Source organism: Pseudoalteromonas espejiana DSM 9414 (assembly GCF_002221525.1).
GTDB lineage: Bacteria > Pseudomonadota > Gammaproteobacteria > Enterobacterales > Alteromonadaceae > Pseudoalteromonas > Pseudoalteromonas espejiana.
Genome location: NZ_CP011029.1, coordinates 164,846 through 186,330, shown reverse-complemented (window position 1 = coordinate 186,330; position 21,485 = coordinate 164,846). Strand labels below are relative to the sequence as shown.

16 protein-coding genes are annotated in these 21,485 nt (G+C 40.0%); 10 read left to right on the top strand and 6 right to left on the bottom strand.

The features are described 5' to 3' along the window. Nucleotides 1-99: 99 nt before the first annotated feature. Nucleotides 100-1,077 (bottom strand): sensor histidine kinase, encoded by a 978-nt coding sequence (locus PESP_RS17725; RefSeq protein ID WP_089349353.1) that lies wholly within the window; start codon nt 1,075-1,077, stop codon nt 100-102. 114 nt (nt 1,078-1,191) lie between these two features. On the opposite strand from PESP_RS17725, the gene nosR reads away from it, so the two are divergent. Continuing rightward, complete coding sequence (nosR, locus tag PESP_RS17720) at nt 1,192-2,523, top strand: response regulator c-di-GMP phosphodiesterase, NosR family (RefSeq protein WP_089349826.1); 1,332 nt, start codon at nt 1,192-1,194, stop codon at nt 2,521-2,523. A gap of 123 nt (nt 2,524-2,646) precedes the next feature. Beyond that, nucleotides 2,647-3,666: a ferrochelatase gene (gene hemH, locus PESP_RS17715; protein WP_089349352.1), complete on the top strand. Its 1,020-nt coding sequence runs from the start codon at nt 2,647-2,649 to the stop codon at nt 3,664-3,666. 1,061 nt (nt 3,667-4,727) lie between these two features. Here the strand turns inward: hemH and PESP_RS17710 are convergent. Then, complete coding sequence (locus PESP_RS17710) at nt 4,728-5,885, bottom strand: benzoate/H(+) symporter BenE family transporter (protein ID WP_089349351.1); 1,158 nt, start codon at nt 5,883-5,885, stop codon at nt 4,728-4,730. Nucleotides 5,886-6,261: 376 nt separating this feature from the next. Here PESP_RS17710 and PESP_RS17705 point away from each other — a divergent pair, with 376 nt between their 5' ends. The 6 genes from PESP_RS17705 (at nt 6,262) to PESP_RS17680 (ending at nt 11,965) form a co-directional block, all read left to right on the top strand. Beyond that, on the top strand, nt 6,262-6,978 hold the full coding sequence (locus PESP_RS17705) for a hypothetical protein (protein ID WP_089349350.1): 717 nt from the start codon (nt 6,262-6,264) through the stop codon (nt 6,976-6,978). Nucleotides 6,979-7,039: 61 nt separating this feature from the next. Further along, nucleotides 7,040-7,783 carry a zinc-dependent metalloprotease family protein gene (locus PESP_RS17700; protein ID WP_089349349.1) on the top strand — a complete coding sequence of 248 codons (744 nt, stop codon included), beginning with the start codon at nt 7,040-7,042 and terminating at the stop codon, nt 7,781-7,783. Nucleotides 7,784-7,962: 179 nt separating this feature from the next. Then, nucleotides 7,963-9,279, top strand: a complete 1,317-nt coding sequence (locus tag PESP_RS17695) for a DUF5666 domain-containing protein (protein WP_089349348.1) — start codon at nt 7,963-7,965, stop codon at nt 9,277-9,279. Nucleotides 9,280-9,421: 142 nt separating this feature from the next. Then, nucleotides 9,422-9,955, top strand: a complete 534-nt coding sequence (locus PESP_RS17690) for a PepSY domain-containing protein (protein WP_089349347.1) — start codon at nt 9,422-9,424, stop codon at nt 9,953-9,955. Then, nucleotides 9,955-10,644 carry a response regulator transcription factor gene (locus PESP_RS17685; protein WP_089349346.1) on the top strand — a complete coding sequence of 230 codons (690 nt, stop codon included), beginning with the start codon at nt 9,955-9,957 and terminating at the stop codon, nt 10,642-10,644. The genes PESP_RS17690 and PESP_RS17685 overlap by 1 nt, the downstream gene beginning before the upstream one ends. Further along, nucleotides 10,637-11,965: a sensor histidine kinase gene (locus PESP_RS17680; RefSeq protein WP_089349345.1), complete on the top strand. Its 1,329-nt coding sequence runs from the start codon at nt 10,637-10,639 to the stop codon at nt 11,963-11,965. The genes PESP_RS17685 and PESP_RS17680 overlap by 8 nt, the downstream gene beginning before the upstream one ends. Nucleotides 11,966-12,002: 37 nt before the next feature. Here the strand turns inward: PESP_RS17680 and PESP_RS17675 are convergent, their stop codons facing one another. Further along, nucleotides 12,003-13,223 (bottom strand): alkaline phosphatase family protein, encoded by a 1,221-nt coding sequence (locus tag PESP_RS17675; RefSeq protein WP_089349344.1) that lies wholly within the window; start codon nt 13,221-13,223, stop codon nt 12,003-12,005. Nucleotides 13,224-13,358: 135 nt separating this feature from the next. Here PESP_RS17675 and dgt point away from each other — a divergent pair, with 135 nt between their 5' ends. Together dgt and PESP_RS17665 are read left to right on the top strand one after the other, a co-directional pair. Further along, entirely contained in the window at nt 13,359-14,825 is a 1,467-nt protein-coding gene (dgt, locus tag PESP_RS17670) for a dGTPase (RefSeq protein ID WP_174694404.1), read from the top strand. Between the two features lie 69 nt (nt 14,826-14,894). Continuing rightward, on the top strand, nt 14,895-16,535 hold the full coding sequence (locus tag PESP_RS17665) for a hypothetical protein (protein ID WP_089349342.1): 1,641 nt from the start codon (nt 14,895-14,897) through the stop codon (nt 16,533-16,535). A 55-nt stretch (nt 16,536-16,590) separates the two neighbouring features. Here PESP_RS17665 and PESP_RS17660 read toward each other — a convergent pair whose 3' ends face one another. The 3 genes from PESP_RS17660 to katG all read right to left on the bottom strand — a co-directional run bounded on the left by PESP_RS17660 (nt 16,591) and on the right by katG (nt 20,912). Continuing rightward, a complete protein-coding gene (locus PESP_RS17660; RefSeq protein ID WP_089349341.1) occupies nt 16,591-17,160 on the bottom strand; it encodes a hypothetical protein in 570 nt (189 codons plus the stop codon). Nucleotides 17,161-17,711: 551 nt separating this feature from the next. Continuing rightward, nucleotides 17,712-18,470, bottom strand: coding sequence for an IS5 family transposase (locus PESP_RS17655; protein WP_089346266.1), 759 nt, complete (start codon nt 18,468-18,470; stop codon nt 17,712-17,714). 261 nt (nt 18,471-18,731) lie between these two features. Then, nucleotides 18,732-20,912, bottom strand: coding sequence for a catalase/peroxidase HPI (katG, locus tag PESP_RS17650; RefSeq protein WP_089349340.1), 2,181 nt, complete (start codon nt 20,910-20,912; stop codon nt 18,732-18,734). Between the last annotated feature and the right edge of the window lie 573 nt (nt 20,913-21,485).

The window sequence follows — 21,485 nt, the reverse complement described above, 5'->3', positions numbered from 1 at the left end:
GCAAAAAAAGTTTAAAAGCAGAAAATAACACTTAAAAGCGGTCAAAATACACACTAAACAGAAGTTTAATTTCAAAAACAACAGAGATTAACACTTTATTTACAATGACATTGTAAAGCTTTCTTCTTCTTTTAATGGTAACCAACAGCAAATGGTTGTACCTGTACCTAAAGTGCTGTTAATTTCTATATTTCCTAAGTGATCTTGCAGCATAAAGTTTACAACAGTCATTCCCATACCTAATGCATACTGCGCTTTTTTAGTAGTAAAAAAAGGTTCAAAAAGTCGCGTTTGGGTGCTTTCATCCATACCACAGCCGTTATCTTTAATTTTTATGCATACACCTTGGTTTTTCTCAAATACGCTCACTTCAATAATTGCCCCTTTTTCTAAATCGTGTGCACATGCTTGTTGCGCATTTAAAAGCAATTCTATAAATATTTGGTTAATAGAAGAGAGCTCACCCCAAACAAGGGGGACTTTGTCAAAGTCAGTTTTTATTTCACAATATTTAAGCTGTCCTTCTAATACATTGACTGCTGAACGAGCAGCGTCGCTTAAATCAATAAATTGCTTATTATGATTGTGAGCAAACTGACTGAGGTTTAATAAGTTATGTACTATTTGCTTAATACGCTTTAAGCCATCGATACTTTCGTTTAGCTGTGAGTGAATTTCATTACCTTGCCATGCAAGTTCGTATTGCTTAAAGAGCTCATTAAGCACAGCTTTTAATTGGCTTGGGCTTAATTGCCCATTTAAAAATTGTTCGTTGTAAAATAAGGACTTGGATAAAAGAGGGCTAACATACTGAAGGCTTTCAATATTATTTATAACATACGAAAGTGGGTTATTAATTTCATGGGCAACACTTGTGCATAAAGTACCTATACTGGCCATTTTTTCGGTTTGCACAAGCATGTTTTGATATAAAGATAATTCGTTAACTTTTTTGTTTAACTCATTATTGATGGCTACCAGCACTTGGCTCTTGTCAGATAAAAGTTGCTCGGCTGCAATACGTTTTTTTTGTTCGTTTAAAAATGCCTGTTTGTAGTCATCGACTAAATTGCTCATCCTATTTGCTCTAAATACGCTCATCCATGTATAACGTTTAGTTTGCCAAAGGTAATTATGCAAACTAGCAGCTGTTTTTAGACTATGCTTAGTATTATTTTACAAGGCGATGCCATGACCGAAACTGCAGCCCCAGTAAATTCAATCACAGCTGTTGATGTACTTTGTGTTGATGACGATGAAATAGTTCTTCGTTCGCTGGCGCGGTTGTTAAAAAACAACCGGCTTACCTGCATAACGCAAAGTAGTCCAGAACACGCACTAACACTTTTAAAAAATCACGAATTTAGTTTAATAATTAGTGATATGCGTATGCCCACTATGAATGGTGCGCAATTTTTAGAGCAAGTAAAAAATATAGCCCCCGACACGCAACGAATTTTATTAACCGGTTACGCTGAAATAGAAACCACTCTGGCGGCTGTTAACCAAGCACAAATTCATGGGTATATACAAAAACCATGGCAAAACGATGTGCTTTTAAGCAGCATTACCGATAGCCTCGAAAAGTTTCAACTTAAAAAGCAAAATAAACAACTCGAAATACAAGTAAAGCAACAAAACAAAGAGTTACTTGAGCTAAATAACTCTTTGGAGCAACGAGTAGAAAAGCGAACAAAACAAATAAAGCAGGTGCTCAAACAACTCGAGGAGGCAAACGAACGTGAAAAACATGAACATAAAGCCACCGTAGAGCTACTTTATAATTTTATAAACGCCAACCCATATTTAGATGGCAACAAAGCACAAAAAATTGCCGACACTTGTACGCAAATTGCACTTTATTTAAATTTATCGCAAAAGAGCATTGATTTAGCCCCTATGGCTGGGTATTTAGCTCAAATTGGCTTACTAGCTATGGACCCCGAGCTTTATAAAAAGCCCATTAACCGCTTATCAGAGCAACAACGAAAAACATTTTACACCCACCCAAGTACAGCACAGTTAATGTTAATGCCTGCGGTTCATTTGCACGATGTATCAGATGCAATTTATCATCAATATGAGCGGTTTAATGGGAACGGCTTACCAAAAGGCTTAGCCGGAAACGATATCCCAATAGGTGCTATGGTACTGGGTGTATCTCGTGATTACTGGGAAGCCTTTGAGCAAAGCAATAGCCCCACCGATAAAGAGCGCCATAGTGATGCACTCGAAACGGTAAAAATGTATAGCGGTACGTTTTATCACCCAAAAATTGTAAGGGCACTAGAAGCGAGCCACAGTAAACTTAATGAGCAAATAAATAGCGTAGGTACAATTACAATATGCAATGCACAAGAGCTTAAAACAAATATGGTATTAGGGCATACTTTACACAGCCACACCGGGATTATGCTGCTGCCAAAAGGCCATGTATTTGGTAAAAAATCAATCGACAAACTGCAACAGCTCGAAGCGAAAAAGCCAACCCCATTTAGGATTATGGTTAAAAGCGCTAAATGATTGATCTAAACGGTGGTTTTTTTCGTTAAAATAGCCTTAAATGAGCTAAACTAACTAGAATATAACAGCCCCATTTAGGGTTGTTTACAATTACTTTATCTACTCTGCTTGAAGGAGCACAACGTGTCGCGATTTTCTGCTGTTACTGATAATCCCCACGACGGGCGTTTTAATCAAAAAACAGGCATCTTACTAACCAATTTAGGCAGTCCAGACGCACCAACCCCTGCGGCGCTGCGTACTTATTTACGCGAGTTTTTATCAGACCCTCGCATAGTAGAAATACCTCGTTTGGTGTGGATGATAATTCTACACGGTATTATTTTACGTATCCGACCAAAGCGTTCTGCAAAATTATACGAAAGTATATGGACCGAAAACGGCTCTCCACTTACGCACATTACCCGCTTACAACGCGACAAATTAAATACTCTGCTGCAAGAGCAAGGCTATACCAATACTGAAGTTGTTATGGCCATGCGCTACGGTAACCCTTCAATTGAAGCAGGGCTTGAAGAGCTTCGCGACAAAGGCTTAACGCGTATTATAGTACTGCCTTTGTACCCACAATATTCTAGCCCAACGACAGGCTCTACGTTCGATGCGGTTTCAAATGTATTACGTAAATGGCGCTGGGTGCCTGAGCTGCACTTTGTAAATGGCTATCACAAAAATACATCTTACATAGACTCGCTTGCAAATAGCATTAGCGAAGATTTAGAAAAAAATGGCATGCCACAAAAACTGGTTTTTTCGTACCATGGTATGCCTAAGCTGTTTTTAGACAGAGGCGACCCTTACCACTGCTTATGTTTACAAACTACTCGCTTAGTATCTGAAAAGTTAGGCTTAGACAAAGATGCAGTAATAAGTACTTTTCAAAGCCGTTTTGGTAAAGCTGAATGGCTAAAGCCTTATACCGATGCAACGCTATCGGCTTTTCCTGATGAAAATATTACCGATGTAGCAATTATTAGCCCTGCTTTTAGTGCCGACTGCCTAGAAACACTTGAAGAGCTAGAAGAAGAAAATCGTGAAATATTTGAAAATGCCGGCGGAGAAAAGTACCGCTATATTGCAGCATTAAACGACAGGGACGATCACATTAGCGCGCTATATGATGTGCTAAAACCTATGCTTTAAAACTAAGGTGCTGATTTGATCATAAAAAAGGGGTGTTAAATTTTAACACCCCTTTTTAATTTTAAAGACAGGCATTTATTAAAAGGTAATTAGATGCTTTGCATCTCGCGTGAGCAAGCTCTACGCCTACCGCCAAAATTAACACAATGGTTGAAGTTGCTTGTAGACGCACAGCTTGCTGGCGTGACGGGCGATAGCTCGTAAATAAAACCAATGTATTCACAGAGAGGTTAAGAGGCGCTTCGCTTTAGAGGAGTAACTAGCATCTTGTGTGAGCACGCTTTTCGCCTACAAGTTTCACTTCTCATTTACTCCTCATTCTCTTCTCTTTGTGAAATAAATCACTTAAGTAATTAAATGCTTTGCACCTCGCATGAGCAAGCCCTACGCCTACCGCCAAATTATCATCGAGTAAATTACCCTGTAGACGCACAGTTTGCTGGGTGGCGAGCGATAGCTCGTAAATAAAGCTAATTTATTCACAAAGAGGTTAAGAGGCGCTTCGCTTTAGAGAAGTAACTAGCGATTCTGTTACCTACTAATTTAGCTTCGGCTCTTCTCATTTACTCCTCATTCTCTTTGTGAAATAAATCACTTAAGTAATTAGATGCTGCGCATTTCGCGTGAGCACACTCTACACCTACCAGTAAAATTATCACCGAGGAAATTATCCTGTAGACGCACAGCTTGCTGGCGTGACGAGCGATAGCTCTTAATAAGGCCAATTTATTCACAAAGAGGTTAAGAGGCGCTTCGCTTTAGAGGAGTAACTAGCATCTTGTGTGTGCACGCTTTTCGCCTACAAGTTTCACTTCTCATTTACTCCTCATTCTCTTCTCTTTGTGAGATCCATCACTTTAGAAATTAGATGCTGCGCATCTCGCGTGATCAAGCTCTTCGCCTACCGCCAAATTATCACCGAATAATTTACTCTGTAGACGCACAGCTTGCTGGCGTGACGGGCAATAGCTCGTAAATAAAACAATGTATTCACAAGAGGTCCAACACAGCCTAAACACCTTTATAAACATATAGTTTTATAAGCGTTTGTATAAATCCCCTTAATTTTTGCGGGTGATCATTAACGTACACACGCCAGCAATAATTCCCCAAAACGCTGAGCCAACCGACAGCATAGTTAAATCAGACGCGGTAACTAAAAAGGTCACTATAGCCGCTTCGGTATATTGCGCTGAGCCTAAGGCTTGCTGCAAACTATTTGCTATCGTGCCAAATAGCGCAATGCCTGCCAGCGCTAAAATAAGTGCTTGGGGCAAGCTTGCCACTAACCCAACTAGGGTTGCCGCACAAAGTGCCATTACAATATAAAAAGCACCAGCAGCAACACTTGCCCAATAACGTTTATCTGGGTTTTTATCTGCTTCATCACTCATACAAATTGCAGCAGTAATTGCCGCTAAGTTTATAGAGTAAACGCCTAAAGGTGCCGTAATAATATTAATAAACCCTGTTGTGTTAAGCGTACTAGAGATAGGTGTGACGTAATTATGTGCTTTAAGTACTGCAATGCCAGGTAGGTTTTGTGAGGTCATGGTGACGATATAAAGCGGTAAGCCAATACTTATACACGCTTGTAGGTTAAACACCGGCGCAATGTAAGCAAATTCACTCATTTTCCAATGAATGGCACTTGTGTCTATATGCCCCATTTGCCAAGCAAGTAGCACCCCTGCAATTAACACACTAAGCATCGCAAAACGCGCAAAAAAACGTTTACCTATAAAATATATTAATACCATTAAACCAATTACTAATGGCAACTCATTCATAAAATTAAATACATCAATGCCAAATGTAACTAACACACCGGCAAGCATGGCGCAGGCCAGTTCACTCGGGATCCGGTTCATTATTTTTTCAAACCAACCAGTTATACCTGATAAAAATACCAGCCCCGCCGCAAACATAAACGCACCTATGGCTTCAGCTAAATGAAAACCCTGTGCGCTGGTAATCAATAACGCAGCCCCGGTAGTCGACCAAGAAATTAATATCGGTACCTTATAATAAACCGACATAACAATAGACATGCTACCTATTACAAGGCCTAACATTAAAATCCAGCTAGCCACTAAATCAGCGGTGCCACCTAAGGTAATTACCACCTGGTAAATAAGCGCAATTGAGCTTGCAAAGCCAATAACAACAGCTACTAACCCTGCAGTTGCTCGGTTAAGTAACTGATCCGAAAACGTCATAAAATCCCTCTTAATTTAAGATTTTTAAGGCAACAACATACGTTGCCTGTTTATGCTTTGCAATTGGCGATATTGCAACTTGGCGTGAAAAAAATTCATTTTTATAAAAGTTTTTTTACAACCAAGCATGAGCCTATTAATTGCCAATTTAAAAACAAATAGTTTTTATCGAATACTGCCACACCCAGCTAAAACACTAATAAGCACTAATCTTTTAAAGTGAAAATAAATACCTAATAAAGGTAACTTATTTATTTACAATGATTTACAAAACAACTTATTAGCACTTTATTACTACACCTGATAACTTGATCTAATCTCACTTATGATATAAAACATAACAACTAGTTAACTTAAAAACCCGTAAGAGAAACAAATGAAACGCGCTATTATAATAATTATTGCTATTCCATTAACCATATTTGCTGCATATAAGTTGTTATTTAATACCCAAGAACCAACGCAACAAGTAGCCCCCGTTGCAATAGATATAGTGCCTGTTAATTCAGAATTTGTTAAAAAAACACACGCGCCAGCACCAATTGATATGAGCAAAGATCCCATTAAAACAACAGCTAATATAAGTACAACTGATGAGCAAGGGACTGATTTTGATGCAATTAATAAAGTATCAAGCAAAGCAAAAGAAGTACTTAAAAATGCAAATGTATTGCCTAGCGATTTAAATAACGAAGCCTATATAGAGTTTGACCTAGATACATTAAAAGGGCTCAAAACCGGCGATAGCTTTGATTTAGCTATTCCTCAAACAGCCGAAACATACAGTGCCGAAATCACTTCGTTAAGCGAAGCCAGTAATGGCGATAAAAGCTTGTTTGGCCAAGTAGTAGGCGCCGATGGACGATTACACACAACGGTTTTAACCATAGGCAACAATGCCATTTACGGACAGTTTACTGCACCTAGCGGAAACTATGTTTTTGAAAGCAAAGGCAAGTACGGCTGGATAGCGGCCAAACGAGACTTATATAAAAGTCATATTGAGCACCAAGTAGAAGCGCCTTCACCAAAAACAGATAAAACCATAGATATATTTGCACCTAAAAATACTGAACAACCAACCATGCAGTAATAACAACCAAATCAATCAGCAGTAAAACTTCCAACCACTACATAAGTAAGGAAATACAAAAATGAAAAAACTCATCTCAACGGCAGCGATTGCCAGCGCACTTTTAGCAACAAGTGCAGCACAGGCAGTAACTATTGATATTGGTATTTTATATACCGACCAATCTGCCGCGGCCACGAGTAATATAAATACAAAAATAAACCAGTTGATTGCATTTAGTAACCAAGTTTACAGCCAAAATGGAGTAGATATTACACTGCGTTTAGCAGGTTCAGAAAACTTAGGTGATTACGCTATTACACCGTCTGAAGATTGGTTAGATGCGGTAACAAATAGTAGCTACGTAGATGGTTTACGTAATACTTGGAAAGCCGATATGGTAGCCGTACTGGGCACTGGTCAAAGTGCAGGCAATGGTTTAATTTCGTGTGGGTTAGCATGGGTTGGCCAAGGCACAAATGGTAATTTATACAGCTCAATGAGCGACCGTATGTACTCTATTACAGCGATTGACTGCGGTGCATCTACGTTTGTACACGAGCTTGGTCATAACCAAGGCTTAGCGCACTCACGCAAACAAGGCGATACATCGGGCGGCGTATATGTTGATGGTATGGGCCACGGCGTGCAAAACGAGTTTGCAAGTATTATGGCTTACCCGCATGTCTTTGGTAGCGCAACCCAGTACGATTATTTCTCTAACCCAAACTGGACTGTTAACGGTTTAGCCTTTGGCGTAACTAACCAAGCGTATGCCATTCGTACCGTTACCGACACAAAAACAAGTATTGCTAACTTTAAATAAGTAACGCAAGCAGTAACTAAAGTGAGCCGTTTAAAGGCCACTTTTAATTATTTCCCTTTAGAGCGCACTTGCGCTCTTTTTTATTTACCTCAAACATTAACAAAATTTAATGTTACGTCCACCTTTACAATATTTGGTAATAGGTACACTTACTCCATATTAATCACTAGGAGTAAGCTATGAATAATTCACCAATTAAAAGTACTGTTAAACTCATTTCTTTATCTGCCATTTCACTCGCGTTGTGTGCATGTGGCAGCAGCTCATCTAGCAGTGAATCAGATGCAGTGTCAAATGTTAGCAATTTTCCAAGCGTAATTATTGGCCAAGTGTCTGATGTAACCAATAGTGCAATTACTATAAACAGCCACACAGTGCCTGCAAGCTCTGCCGAGGTAGAACTAGATGGCAACAACGCCAGTCTTTCAGACATAAAAGTAGGTATGTACGTTGAAGTAGAAACCAACGGCACGCAAGCAACAGAAATAGAATACGACCCACTATTAAAAGGCCCAGTGTATATTGATGGCGATACCCTAAGCATTGCAGGCATTACTTTAAATAACGCGCAAAACACAAACCTTGGCGAAGGCGAATTACTTGAAGTAAGTGGATACAGCGACTCAACCAATAGCATTACAGTCACTTATCAAGCAGCAATTAGTAACGCCCAAGAAGAACTTGAGTTACTAGGAAATATAAGTAATTTAAACACTCAATCTGGCACGTTTAATTTAGGTAACCTACTTATTAACTACCAACAAGCTGAGGTAGAAGGTGCGTTAAATAACGGCCAGTTAGTAGAGGTAGAAGGTGCTTTAAATGCAGATACAGTTATTGCAACAGAGGTAGATGCAGAGCAAAACCTTAATTTTAATGACGATACGCAAGCAGAGCTTGAGGGCGTCATCACCTTTGTAAATAACGATGAAACACTAATAACTATCAACTCAAAATGGCAAGTTACTGTTAATGATCAAACTCAATTTGAAGATGGCACAGCCACTAATTTAATTACCGGCCAACATGTTGAAGTAGACGCTCAGTGGCAACAAAATAACAACCAATTGTTAGCCACAAATATTGAATTTGAAAGTAGTAACACAGAACCTACTGAAACGAGTTATACGTTTTCGGTTTCAGGGCAAGTGTCGGTTAGCGGCAACACCGCCACTATAAATAGCAATAACTTTACGCTTACTAATCAAACACGCTACGAAGATGGCTTAACTGCACAAACGCTAAACGGGCAATGGTTGGAGCTTGAAGGCACCTACAATAACGAGCAAACTCTTGTTAGTGAAGTTGAAATTGAAGACAACACCAGCACGCTAGACTTAAAAGGCAATGTTACATTAAATGAAAATAACCAAGCTGAAATATGGGGCTACGTAAGCGAAGATAGCACCCTATCGCAATTTGTAGACCAATACGTAGGGCTTGAATGCCAATGGGTTAACGCAAACCAAGTAAGAGCCTGTGCACTAGGCGATTAAATACAATAAGTTATGTTTAACTTAGTTTAGCAAAGGGCATGTTAGCTTTTACGGTAACATGCCCTATTAAAGTTAAACATAGCCTTACCTTTATTTGATAAACTTACGCGTAAAATAACGTTCAAGCCACAAGAGCCTATTTATGAAATATATCTTATTAAGCGCAGCCCTTTTTGTTAGCGCATTTTGCCACGCTAATAACTCAGCCATATTTGATAAGCTCAATACAGCTAAGGATCCATCGGCTCAGAGTATTTTAAATAATATAGAAACCAAGTATGCCACCCAAGGTGTGATTGTTGAATTTGAACTTGAGTTTGAAAAAGGCATTACAATTTACGAAGTAACCTTATTTGATGAGCAAAACAAACGCTTTATTGAGTTAATTGTTAACGCGCAAGGTAAAGTAATTGAACAAGAATACGAGCAGCCAGAACTTGACGAAGAAGACGAAGTAGCCGCAGCCAAATTAATGAAACAAAAAAACTACCGCATGCATCAACTTGTAAAATCAATAAGCCCAGCGCCACCATATTACTTACTAGAGTCGCAATTAGAGCAAGATATTGGCATAACCTACCTAGTTGCTACCTTTATTACAGAAAAAGGCAGGCACAAAAAAGCCATTGATTTAGCCACAGGTAAAAACTTACCTTTGCTGCGTTGGGGTAATTAATGAAGCTGCTTTTAGTCGAGGATGACCAACAAAACAGAGAGTTTTTGTATAACGCATTTAATGAACAAGGCTACACCGTAGATACCGCAGCCGACGGCCAACAAGCATTGCTTATGGCTACCTGCGAAGAACACGACATAATAATACTCGACCGTATGCTGCCCAAACTTGATGGATTACAAGTGCTTGCTGCACTTAGAGCTACCGGTAAAAACACTCCCGTACTTATACTTTCAGCACTTGATAAAGTAGACGAAAGAGTCGCTGGTTTAAAAGCCGGCGGTGATGATTACCTTACCAAGCCGTTTGCGTTTTCAGAGCTTGCAATAAGAGTAGAAAAGCTTATAAAACGCCCTTTGCAGTCAACGCAACAAACAAGCACACTTGAGCTTGAAAACGTAACCTTAGACTATCGCCACTATAAAGCACAGGTAAACGGGCAAGTACTAAACTTGCAGCCTAAAGAGTTTAAGTTATTACACTTTTTGTTAGAGCATCAAAGTAAATTAGTTACTCGCACCTTATTGTTTGAATCAGTGTGGGAGTACCATTTTGACCCAGGCACCAACGTAATTGATGTACACATTGCTAGGCTTCGTAAAAAGCTTTTACAACATAACGCCCATGTTCACATTGAAACTATACGAGGTGTAGGCTACCGCTTACAAAAAGCGCACGCCAATGAATAGTGAGCATTCGTTATGGTGGCAATTTAACCCACGGGTAAGCTCGGTTTGGCGCTTAACGCTCGCCTTTGCGACTATTACCTCTGTGGTATTGGTTTTATGTATTGTACTTATTTATCAGTTATTACTTGGTGAGCAAACACGCCAAGTAGAAAGACGATTAAACGCCGAGCAAGTGCGCATAGAGGGGCTAGCTAATAAATTTGATAAAGCCTCGTTTTTTAAGCAACTTAATGTGTTTAGAAACGAAGGCGATATTTTAATTTTTTGGCAAAACGACGATGTGCAAAGCCAAGGTTTAAGCTTTTTTCCAAACGATATTCCTAAACTACCAAACACTGTTGAGTTTCCGGTACTCGATACTCAGCGCGCACAAATACGCTTATTAACCACAGGAATAGTGTATACAAAACACGGTAAAATTGTCATTGCCACTGCTACAGAGCACTTAAGCCGCCTAATTACAGAATTTAAAACTATTGCCACATGGGCGTGTTTGCTCAGCTTAATTTTTACCTGTGTGTTTGGTTATATTTTTGCAAGGCAACATTTACGCCGCGTAAATTACTTTAATAATGTGGCCGAGCAAGTACAAAAAGGCGATTTATCGGCGCGAGTGGTGCATAAACAAAAGGGCGATGAGTTTGTTACTTTAGCCAAGCATATCAATACCATGCTGCAAAGCATTGAAGAAAACTTTGCTTTAGTTCAAGGGATTACCGACAACATAGCGCACGATTTAAAAACCCCGCTTACCCGCTTGCGTTTGCATTTAGAAAACGAAGCCATTAAGCAGCCAAGCCTTGGCATAGCAATAGAGCAGCTAGAAAGCGTATTACATACCTTTGATGCCATGTTAAAGCTAACACGTTTAGAACATGGGCAATTTCCGCTAAAGTTAGAGCCCGTTAATGGCTTTACTTTAATGAGCGACATAATAGATATTCTTGAACCCACAGCAGATCAAAACCAGCAGCAAATAACTCTGCTTAAAACCCACGAGCTTACTTTTGAAGGCGACAAAAACTTACTGTTTCAAGCGTGTTATAACTTGCTGCAAAATGCCATTAAATATGCCGGTAACGGCGCAAAAATTACAATAACACTTTCTAAAAGCAGTATAAAAATTAGCGATAACGGTAAAGGGGTAAATAAACAACAGCTTAGTCAGCTAACCAAACGCTTTTACAGAAGCGACCTTGCAAGGCAAAAAGACGGCTTTGGATTAGGCCTTGCCACTGTAAAAGCTATTTGCGATCGCCACCACTTTACGCTTACCCTGCAAAGTGATGAAAACGGATTTAGCAGCACTATTAGCCGTTAAAATTTAGCAAGTTATAAGCCTAATAATGCGCAGCTAATTAATGCACTACTATTTTTTGTTTTATAGCAGGCAGTAAGGTTTTACCGTCGCCATCTACTTTGCTTAAAAGTTTAAGTCCCATTACTTTTGCAAGTACCGGGTAAATATCGAGATTACTTACTTTATCTAGGCTTAGACCTTGTTTAAAGGCAGGGCCTACTGCAATTAATGTTGCCGCCATATCATCAGTATAGGCATAGCCATGCGTGCCTAAATACATGGCTTTACCCGAGTTTGTAAATACAGCGGGAGCCGTTGTTTGCACAACAATATCGCCCAAACGGGTACCTTTATTATAATGATACCCAGCTAACTGCTCGTCAGTAAGTACAATATAACGCCCATTAGCGGCTTTTTGTAAGCGAGCCTTATAACCTGCTATATCTGCGTTTTGAATCTCAGATTTTGCGTAAATAAGTAAACGTGGGCCCGTGTTTTTTATTAAAAAGTTATCGTCTTTTGGCAATGTAGAAACATCAATACTTTGCTCAGGGTTTACATGCGCCATACCGTGATCGGATACAATAACTAGGTTAATCTCTTGCTCTAGTTTGCTTAAACGGGCTTGTAATTGGCCCATTAAATCGTCTAATTGCTTTACCGCATCGCGAGTTTGCGGTGCGTCGGGCCCAAACTCATGCCCCATGCTATCAACCAACGAAAAATAACTCGCTACAAAACGTGGACGCTGTGCTTTAGGTAAGCTTAGCCACTGTATTATTTGATCAACACGGCCTTGGTATTCACTGTATTTTGAGTAATGAAAGTAATAGTCGGGCGTCATACCATTAAAGCGCGCATCCGACTCAGGCCAAAAATACGTAGCCGATTTTAGCCCCTGCATTTTAGCTAAATTCCAAAGTGGTATGCCGTTGACCCATGTGCTATCGCCCATACCTTTACCCATGCTGTAACACTCGTTATTGCGCGCTTTATCACAAAAGTTGTTATCAACAATGCCGTGGTTAACAGGTAACAAACCGGTAATAATAGATATGTGATTAGGAAACGTTTTAGTTGGGTATACAGGCATTAGCTTTTGTGCGCGTACACCTTTTGCCGCCATGGCTTTTAAATTTGATGCGCCGTGTTTTTCTATGTAGTCCCAACGCATGCCATCTATTGATATAAGTACTACTGTTTGCTCTTTAGCAGCAAACGCGCTATTCGTCCCTAAAATAAGGCAAAACAACACTGCCTTTACAATCCACTGCTTCATTATTACAACCTTAAAAATGCACTTATTGCTAAAAAAATTATTTTAAAGCAAGTTGTTACTTTATGATACAAACTGATAGATTAACCTCAGTTTATTAATTATTAATGACGCTGCGCGCAATGAAACCACGGAGAGATAATGATCGACTTTAGTAAAAAAATAACCCCAGCGCGCATGTATCGCACTACCGCCAATTTACAAATGGCAATGGAAAGCGACCGCGGACGTATAATTAACAGTGCCGCTATTCGTCGGTTGCAGCAAAAAACCCAGGTTTTTCCGCTAGAACGCAATGCCGCCGTGCGCTCGCGCCTTACTCACTCGCTAGAAGTTCAACAAGTTGGTCGTTTTATAGTACAGCGCATTTTTGCCAATTTAAGCTTTGATCAACAAACCGAATATGGCTTAAAAGGGCTAGAACGCCCGCTCGAAAGCCTAGTAGAAATGGCTTGCTTAATGCACGATATAGGCAACCCGCCGTTTGGTCACTTTGGCGAAGCCGCCATAAATAACTGGTTTAGCCAAAACCTACATAGTGTTACCCCGCCTCGTTGCCAAGAGCCAAATACCGGCATAGGCGTTATTTTTAAACACTTAGCACACGATATATGTAACTTTGAAGGTAACGCGCAAGGCGTGCGTATTATTCACTCCTTGCTTAGCCTAAACTTAACCTATTGCCAAAGCGCGGGCATTTTAAAATACACTCGCCCAGCAGGGCTTGATGTAAAAGATATACCGCAAAACAAAAATTACTTAATGAAAAAGGTAGGTTACTACTACAGTGAAAAAGCCTTTGTAGAAGCACTACAAACCGAGCTAACCATAGAGCCGTATTGCCGCCACCCTGCAAGTTATATTATGGAAGCCGCCGACGATATTTCGTATTGCCTTGCCGACATAGAAGACGCCGTAGAAAAAGATATAATAAGCACCGAGCTATTATGCCAACAGCTTAAAAGTGAGTATAAAAAAGCACTTATAAACTTAACCATAGACGATACAGAGCATCTTAATTTTGTAGATAAAGCGGTAGATTACGCGTTAGAGCGAGCAAACTTACAGCCCTATAATTTTAACAGTGAATTTTTTATATACCTGCGTGTAGCACTGCTCCACCCGCTCGTTAACCACGCCGCTAAACGCTTTATTGAGCACATTGAACCTATTTACCATGGCGACTTTAACCAAGCCCTGCTTGAAGACAGCAGCCACCTACACGCAGTAACTAAAACGCTTAAACAAGTTGCACTAAAACATGTGTTTTCTCATAAAGAGGTAGAAAAACTCGAACTGCAAGGCTACAGAATAATTAACGGCCTGCTTGATTGCTATAAGCCTTTGTTAGCACTAAATAGCGATGACTTTAAACGAGCGCTCAATGGTGACTCGCGTTTATTAATTGAATCGCGATTAGTTAAAAAGCTCTCTAAAAAGCACTTAAACAGTTACCAACATGCTATAGATGCCATGCAAGAGGAGCCCGACCACTTTGCCGCTTACGAGTTTTATTATCGCTGCAGGCTAATTCAAGATTACATAAGTGGCATGACAGACCAATTTGCTTATGATGAGTACCGTAGCCTAATGGTGATCGACTAAGTCGCGCCCCTAGATATATTTTAATTTTGCGCTTAAAATCAGACTATTGATACTTAAGCGCCGTGTTTTATGATTATTCGACTCTCTCAACTTATTTTTTGCTTTGCTTTATTTTATAGCAGCCAAAGTGCTGCCTATAACGAAGCCATGTGTATTTTAATTAAGCAAGAAATGCAGCAGTATAGTTTTAATAAAAGCAGTGCTAAGTACCGAAATGCAGCCCGCGATTATAAAAGAAACTGTAACAAACCCAAGCAAGTACAAGCTCAGCCTAAACCTGTAGAGCCACAGCCTGTTATTAACGAGCCACAACCTGTTGCTTTAACACCCGAACAAGAGCAGCAAATGTTAGAGCAAATAAAAGCTGCTGAACAAAAAGCGAATGAGCTTAATAATACCTTGCCTGAAAATGCAAAAAACCTGCAGCTTGAAAGTGCTCCTACAGAGCAAAACACTGTAAATGAACCCGAGCCGTTAGCTACAGAGCCTGAAACTTCAACCCTATTAAACGAGCAAAATACTACGCCCGTAACGCTTACTCCTGAAGTGAGCGAAAAGCCTAAAGTACAAACAGCTTCATCAGAGCCTTCTCCAGCGCAAGTTCAGCCCGTTACACCAATAAAACCAAAGCCTACACCTATTGTTACTCCTAAACCTGTAGTAGAGCCTCCTAGCTCTTTATTATTGCCAAGTTTATTATTGCTAATTGTAATATTAGTTGGCGCCATGGCGCTCATACGTTTGCGCCGCGCTAAACAAAATAAATTAGAGCAAGTGGCTAACCCAATTACACCAAATAAAACAAAAATCAAACCTGATAATATGGCAAAAGCCAGTGCTCAAAATAAGGATATTGACTCAGCACCAGCTATTAAAGAGCAAACCAGCTCAGAACATGTTAACAGCCCTGAGTCTATTAATAGCCCTGAACCGTCAAATAGCCTTGAGCCAAATTTAGCCGTACAATCACCTGAAAGCTCTAAACCAGAAAACGCTGAGCTAAATAGTGCTGAACTTCTAAATACACAACAAAAAGCAAACAATACAGAAGAGGTGGCTAAATCAGAAACGTCTAAAAAGCCGATAATAGAGCCTAACACAGCTGAATTTGAAGCCGCGGCCAAAAATACATTGGCACGCATACAAAGCGCTAACGGGTTTGCAGAGCCAGAGGTTAGAGAGTTTGATCCTGACGCACCGTCAGTTAAGCGTGAGCGCAAAAATAAAGTATCAGATGTTACGGCGCAGCCAAAGGCTAAAAATTCAGAACAAGAATCAGTATTGTTAAAAGAAACCGAATTACCAAGCAACCCAGTTGATGATACTAATGTACACACACAAATAGATACAGCTCCTAAAGATAGTGACTTAGAGCAAGTAACTATTAATGCTGAGCATGGCTTTAAAGAGCCAGAAATACGAACTTATAATCCTGATGCTCCTTTAAGGGCTGATAAAAAGCCTTCACAAATTAAACCATCAAATAGTAATAACCAACAAAGTACTCACGCTTTAGATGAGCACAAAACTGATGAGGCTAAAGAGCCTGAAGCAAAGTCCGACAACCCTTTTGCAAACCTATCGCTCGATGAAAGCTGGGATCCCAACTCAGATAAAAAGCCGACTATAGAGCAAAAAAAGAAAGCCCCTAAATCACAAGCTTTAATAGATGCAGAGCAGCGCGCTAAAAATATGCAAACAAAAGACTAAACCAAAAAAGCGGCTAACAAGCCGCTTTTTTAATATCTGACATGAGCGCTTTAGTTTATTCAGGCAAGTTATTTTTTATATTAAGGTCGTACTGTAAAATTCCATCATTATTAACTGCAACGCCAGCTAACTGTACCGAGTGATTAGCAAACTCTTCAGCAGATGATAAGTGCGCTAACACACCCGCAATGTCTTCATGCTTTGGCTGTCCATCTGTTGCCACAATTCCTGCGTTACAGTCGTTTTTTTTGCATTCAAAACTATATAAAAATAATGATTTTTCAGCAAAGCTGCTTTGTACCGTATTTAAAACGGTTTGTTCCGAATGTTTTAAAACAGGGCTTGCCAGCCCATTCGCAACACCTTGCGACCTTAGTTCTGAATACGCCCCTACTTCTTGAGGTGTTATTACAATTTGCTCAGTAAGCGTTATACCACTGTCACTCACAGCCATTATTTGCTCTGGGCTAGCTTGTATATCTACAACTGCTGGGGAGTGAATTTCTACAAAATCGTTATCGGCGCTAAAATCAGCAAAACTGCTTTGCGCAAAGGCGGTTAAATCATTTTTAAACATGTACAAAGCTGCAACTAATAGTGTGCAAACTAACAGTAATTTGTTCATTATGTTTTCCTCCTTCTTGATAGACCTAACTAAAGGTGCACTGTGCTGTAAAATAAAACGCTATTAACACATAAAAGCTTTACCTCACAGCCAATGTTAATATTGTGTTTTATTTATGTGTACTGTGTCAATCTTTAATACTAGGTTATGACGATATAAAGAACAATTTTGTTAACGTAAAATTTTCATAGCTGTAAGCGATTAAAGATAACTTTATTTTAATGAACACGCGCTAGCTAAATACCCTTTATTACTAGGGCGTGTTGATCTTTGATTGCTGAATTTGCAGCAGTATGTTTGGCTTTTAGGCAAGACAGAGCCTATGAAGTGTGGTTACTCCCCATAAATAGGCGATAACGCAGCATAAATGCCAAACATGCGCTGCCCTCCGGGTTCTGCCTAGGGGCAATAAACTCTTTGTTACTCGGTTTTTACTTAGCCCACTAGGTTACAAACCTCGCGCCGCGATTTAATCGCCCCTAGATTGAACAAATTTCAATCCGCAAAGTTCAACACGCCCTAGGGGTTGTTGATCTTTGTTTGTATTTTAGTCAGGTATGCATCGATAACCACATAATAGCGAATGCTAATGAAACCATTGATGCATAGTTCCTTTCTAATTTATCGTACCGAGTTGATACTGCTCTGAAGTGCTTTATTCGTGCAAACGCATTTTCAACTAAGTGTCGATACTTGTATAGATCCCAATCCATATCATTGTTTTTCTTGGTGTTATCTTTACGCCGAGGGATTAGTGGCTCACTTCCATGCTCAGTTACATAGTCACGAATTGATTGGCTATCGTAGCCCTTATCAGCAATCACATAGTCACTTTTAGGCGAATGTTTTATTAGGCTTTCTGCCATAACAAAGTCATTTCGCTGACCACCTGTTAATTCAAAGTGTACTGGGTATCCATAGCTATCAACGGCCAGATGAATCTTAGTTGAAAAGCCACCCCGACTTTTACCTATCGACTCATCTTTGTCGCTCTTTGCACCACTACTATGTTGATGTGCTCGCACAATACTGCCATCAATGAATAGCCATTCAGAATCAGTGATGAGGGCTAAATGTTTAAAAATAGTATTTAAAATGCCTTTCTTAGACCATAAGTTAAAGCGCCTAAACACAGTACTCCAAAGCCCAAAGTGTGGTGGTAAATCTCGCCAAGGAATTCCTGTGCGCATTCGATACAAAATACCTTCTAGCGTCATTCGGTGGTCAAATTTATTATAAACTCGACCACTATTGAGCATTAATTCTTTGAGCTTTAACCAGCGTTTATCTGTTAACATTGTTCTTGGCATAGCAACATCCGTTCTCGGTGGTATGTTTGATTTTTGGCGAAACCAATTATACCTTGTTGCTATGCCGTTTACTTTTTCAACAAAGATCAACACGCCCTAGGGTTAATAAAATAAAAACTAAAAAGAATTTTTCAAATATATGAAGGGGGCTTGTAGCTTTATTGTTAAAAGCACAAAAATGTATTGTGAGGGAATTTATTGCGTTTATAAAAAAGGGGAAGCTATTACACTTCCCCTTTTATATACACTTATAAGTTATATTTATTTAAGATCGAACCTATCTGCGTTCATTACTTTAACCCATGCATTCACAAAGTCATGTACAAAACGCTCTTTATTATCGTCTTGTGCGTAAAACTCGCTTAGTGCACGTAAAATAGAGTTTGAACCAAACACTAAATCAACTCGTGTAGCAGTCCATTTAATAGTACCGGTTTTGCGCTCAACTATATTGTAAATACCTGGCTCTAATGGCTTCCAGTTGTTTGCCATGTCGGTTAGGTTTACAAAAAAGTCTGTTGAAAGTGTTCCTACATTGTCGGTAAACACACCATGTTTAGTGCCTGCGTAGTTTGTACCAAGTACACGCATACCACCCATAAGCGCGGTCATTTCTGGTGCTGTTAAGCCCAGTAGTTGGCTGCGCTCTAACAATAACTCTTCTGCCGATACACTAAAGTCGTTCTTAAGGTAATTTCTAAAACCATCATGTACTGGCTCTAGCGGTTCAAACGATTCTGCATCAGTCATTTCATCTGTTGCGTCACCTCGCCCTGGTGCAAATGGCACGGTTACATTAACACCGGCTTGCTTTGCCGCTTGCTCAACAGCCGCTGTACCACCTAATACAATTAAGTCAGCAATACTGACTGGTTTAGCCAAACCAGCTTGAACTTTTTCAAGGGCAGTAAGTACACTTGCTAAGCGCTCTGGTTCGTTACCTTGCCAATCTTTTTGTGGTGCTAAACGAATACGTGCGCCATTTGCGCCGCCACGGCGATCAGAGCCTCTGTAAGTACGTGCGCTATCCCACGCGGTATTAATTAAATCACTCGCGCTTACGTCACAATCAAGTAGCTGTGCTTTTAAGCTTGTGATTTCGTCATCTGACAAGGTGTAATCAACTGCTGGAATTGGATCTTGCCAAATTAGGTCTTCGCTTGGTACATCTTTACCTAAGTAACATGCTTTAGGACCTAAATCGCGGTGAGTTAGCTTAAACCATGCACGTGCAAACACATCCGAAAAGTATTCAAAATCGTTGTTAAAACGTTCAATAATTTTGCGGTAGATTGGGTCCACTTTCATGGCCATATCGGCATCAGTCATCATTGGGTTTAAACGAATTGATGGATCTTCTACATCTACTGGTTTGTCTTCTTCTTTAATATTTACAGGTTCCCACTGATGAGCGCCCGCAGGGCTTTTAGTTAGCTCCCACTCGTAGTTTAGTAGTAAATGGCAGTAGCCGTTATCCCACTTAGTTGGGTGAGTTGTCCAAGCGCCTTCAAGGCCAGAAGTTACTGTATGACGGCCAAACCCGCCTTCTTTGGTGCTATTCCAACCAAGGCCTTGTTCGTGCACATCGGCGGCTTCTGGTTCTGGGCCTAAGTGCTCTGCTTTACCATTACCATGGGTTTTACCTACTGTATGGCCACCTACGGTTAGTGCAGCGGTTTCTTCGTCATCCATTGCCATGCGCGCAAAAGTTTCACGTACGTGCTCAGCCGTTTTTTGTGGATCGGGTATACCATTCACACCCTCTGGGTTTACATAAATTAAGCCCATTTGTACTGCTGCTAATGGGTTTTCCATGGTGTCTGGTTTTTCTACGTTGTCGTAACGCTCATCACTTGGCGCTAGCCATTCTTTTTCTGCGCCCCAGTATATGTCTTTTTCTGGATGCCAAATGTCTTCACGACCACCGGCAAATCCATAAATTTTTAAACCCATTGATTCATAAGCCATGTTACCAGCTAAAATGAATAAATCGGCCCACGATAATTTGTTACCGTATTTTTTCTTAAGTGGCCATAAAAGTCTGCGTGCTTTATCTAAGCTTGCGTTATCTGGCCATGAATTTAAAGGTGAAAAACGCTGGTTACCCGTACTTGCGCCACCACGTCCGTCAGATAAACGGTATGTGCCGGCTGAGTGCCATGCCATACGAATCATTAAGCCACCGTAATGCCCCCAATCGGCTGGCCACCAATCTTGGCTGTCGGTCATAAATGTTTTTAGGTCGGCTTTTACTGCGTCTAAATCAAGAGATTTAAATGCCTCTGCATAGTTGAAATCTGTACCGTAGGGATTTGACTTAGTATCGTGTTGATGAAGAATGTCTAGATTTAGAGTATTTGGCCACCAATCTGTGTTTACTTTAGAAATCACAGAGTTACTGCCGTGCATTACGGGACATTGACCCGATTTAGTGCTGCTCATTTTCAGCTCCTTACTTTAAATGAAGATTTTTACTATTTTACACATGCCCCTGAGCTTGCATTTAACGTTACACGCTGAGGCTGATAAGCTTTGTTTAATGCTTAAACAATATAGACCCCAAATAGCTGATCCGCCAGTGTATAAACCATAATAAAACCGATTGAAGCCATTGATTTAATTAATAGAGTTTAAACTTTTATTACTTATGTGATCGGATTAATTAAATAACGCGTAATGGTATGTGAAGGGTTTGAAAGTGGCTTTTAACTAAGCGCACAGTGGAATACCCCCCTTCACCATGAAATTAAAGTTGTTTATAAAGGTGCATTACTAAGCCCAATGCGCCTTTACTTTATAACTTCTTGAAATCTATTTTGAATAATTAAGTAAATGTTCAGATTAACTTGATTATTATGACCACTCACTCCTGTTATTTCCCTGCGACAATTTATTGTTGTTTTAAGCAGTTTTGCCAGCCCACATTGGGCTGGTTTTTTTTGCGCTTAATTTATCAAACTAAACGCCCTCTAGTGCCAATAAGCACGTCATGTTAAAGTGTAATTAGTCACTAAT

Excerpts from the sequence above, each read along its gene's own strand:
- PESP_RS17725 (WP_089349353.1), bottom strand. The coding sequence starts at position 1,077 with ATGAGCAATTTAGTCGATGACTACAAACAGGCATTTTTAAACGAACAA.
- nosR (WP_089349826.1), top strand. The coding sequence starts at position 1,192 with ATGACCGAAACTGCAGCCCCAGTAAATTCAATCACAGCTGTTGATGTA.
- PESP_RS17710 (WP_089349351.1), bottom strand. The coding sequence starts at position 5,885 with ATGACGTTTTCGGATCAGTTACTTAACCGAGCAACTGCAGGGTTAGTA.
- PESP_RS17705 (WP_089349350.1), top strand. The coding sequence starts at position 6,262 with ATGAAACGCGCTATTATAATAATTATTGCTATTCCATTAACCATATTT.
- PESP_RS17700 (WP_089349349.1), top strand. The coding sequence starts at position 7,040 with ATGAAAAAACTCATCTCAACGGCAGCGATTGCCAGCGCACTTTTAGCA.
- PESP_RS17695 (WP_089349348.1), top strand. The coding sequence starts at position 7,963 with ATGAATAATTCACCAATTAAAAGTACTGTTAAACTCATTTCTTTATCT.
- PESP_RS17690 (WP_089349347.1), top strand. The coding sequence starts at position 9,422 with ATGAAATATATCTTATTAAGCGCAGCCCTTTTTGTTAGCGCATTTTGC.
- PESP_RS17685 (WP_089349346.1), top strand. The coding sequence starts at position 9,955 with ATGAAGCTGCTTTTAGTCGAGGATGACCAACAAAACAGAGAGTTTTTG.
- PESP_RS17680 (WP_089349345.1), top strand. The coding sequence starts at position 10,637 with ATGAATAGTGAGCATTCGTTATGGTGGCAATTTAACCCACGGGTAAGC.
- PESP_RS17675 (WP_089349344.1), bottom strand. The coding sequence starts at position 13,223 with ATGAAGCAGTGGATTGTAAAGGCAGTGTTGTTTTGCCTTATTTTAGGG.
- PESP_RS17665 (WP_089349342.1), top strand. The coding sequence starts at position 14,895 with ATGATTATTCGACTCTCTCAACTTATTTTTTGCTTTGCTTTATTTTAT.
- PESP_RS17660 (WP_089349341.1), bottom strand. The coding sequence starts at position 17,160 with ATGAACAAATTACTGTTAGTTTGCACACTATTAGTTGCAGCTTTGTAC.
- PESP_RS17655 (WP_089346266.1), bottom strand. The coding sequence starts at position 18,470 with ATGCCAAGAACAATGTTAACAGATAAACGCTGGTTAAAGCTCAAAGAA.
- katG (WP_089349340.1), bottom strand. The coding sequence starts at position 20,912 with ATGAGCAGCACTAAATCGGGTCAATGTCCCGTAATGCACGGCAGTAAC.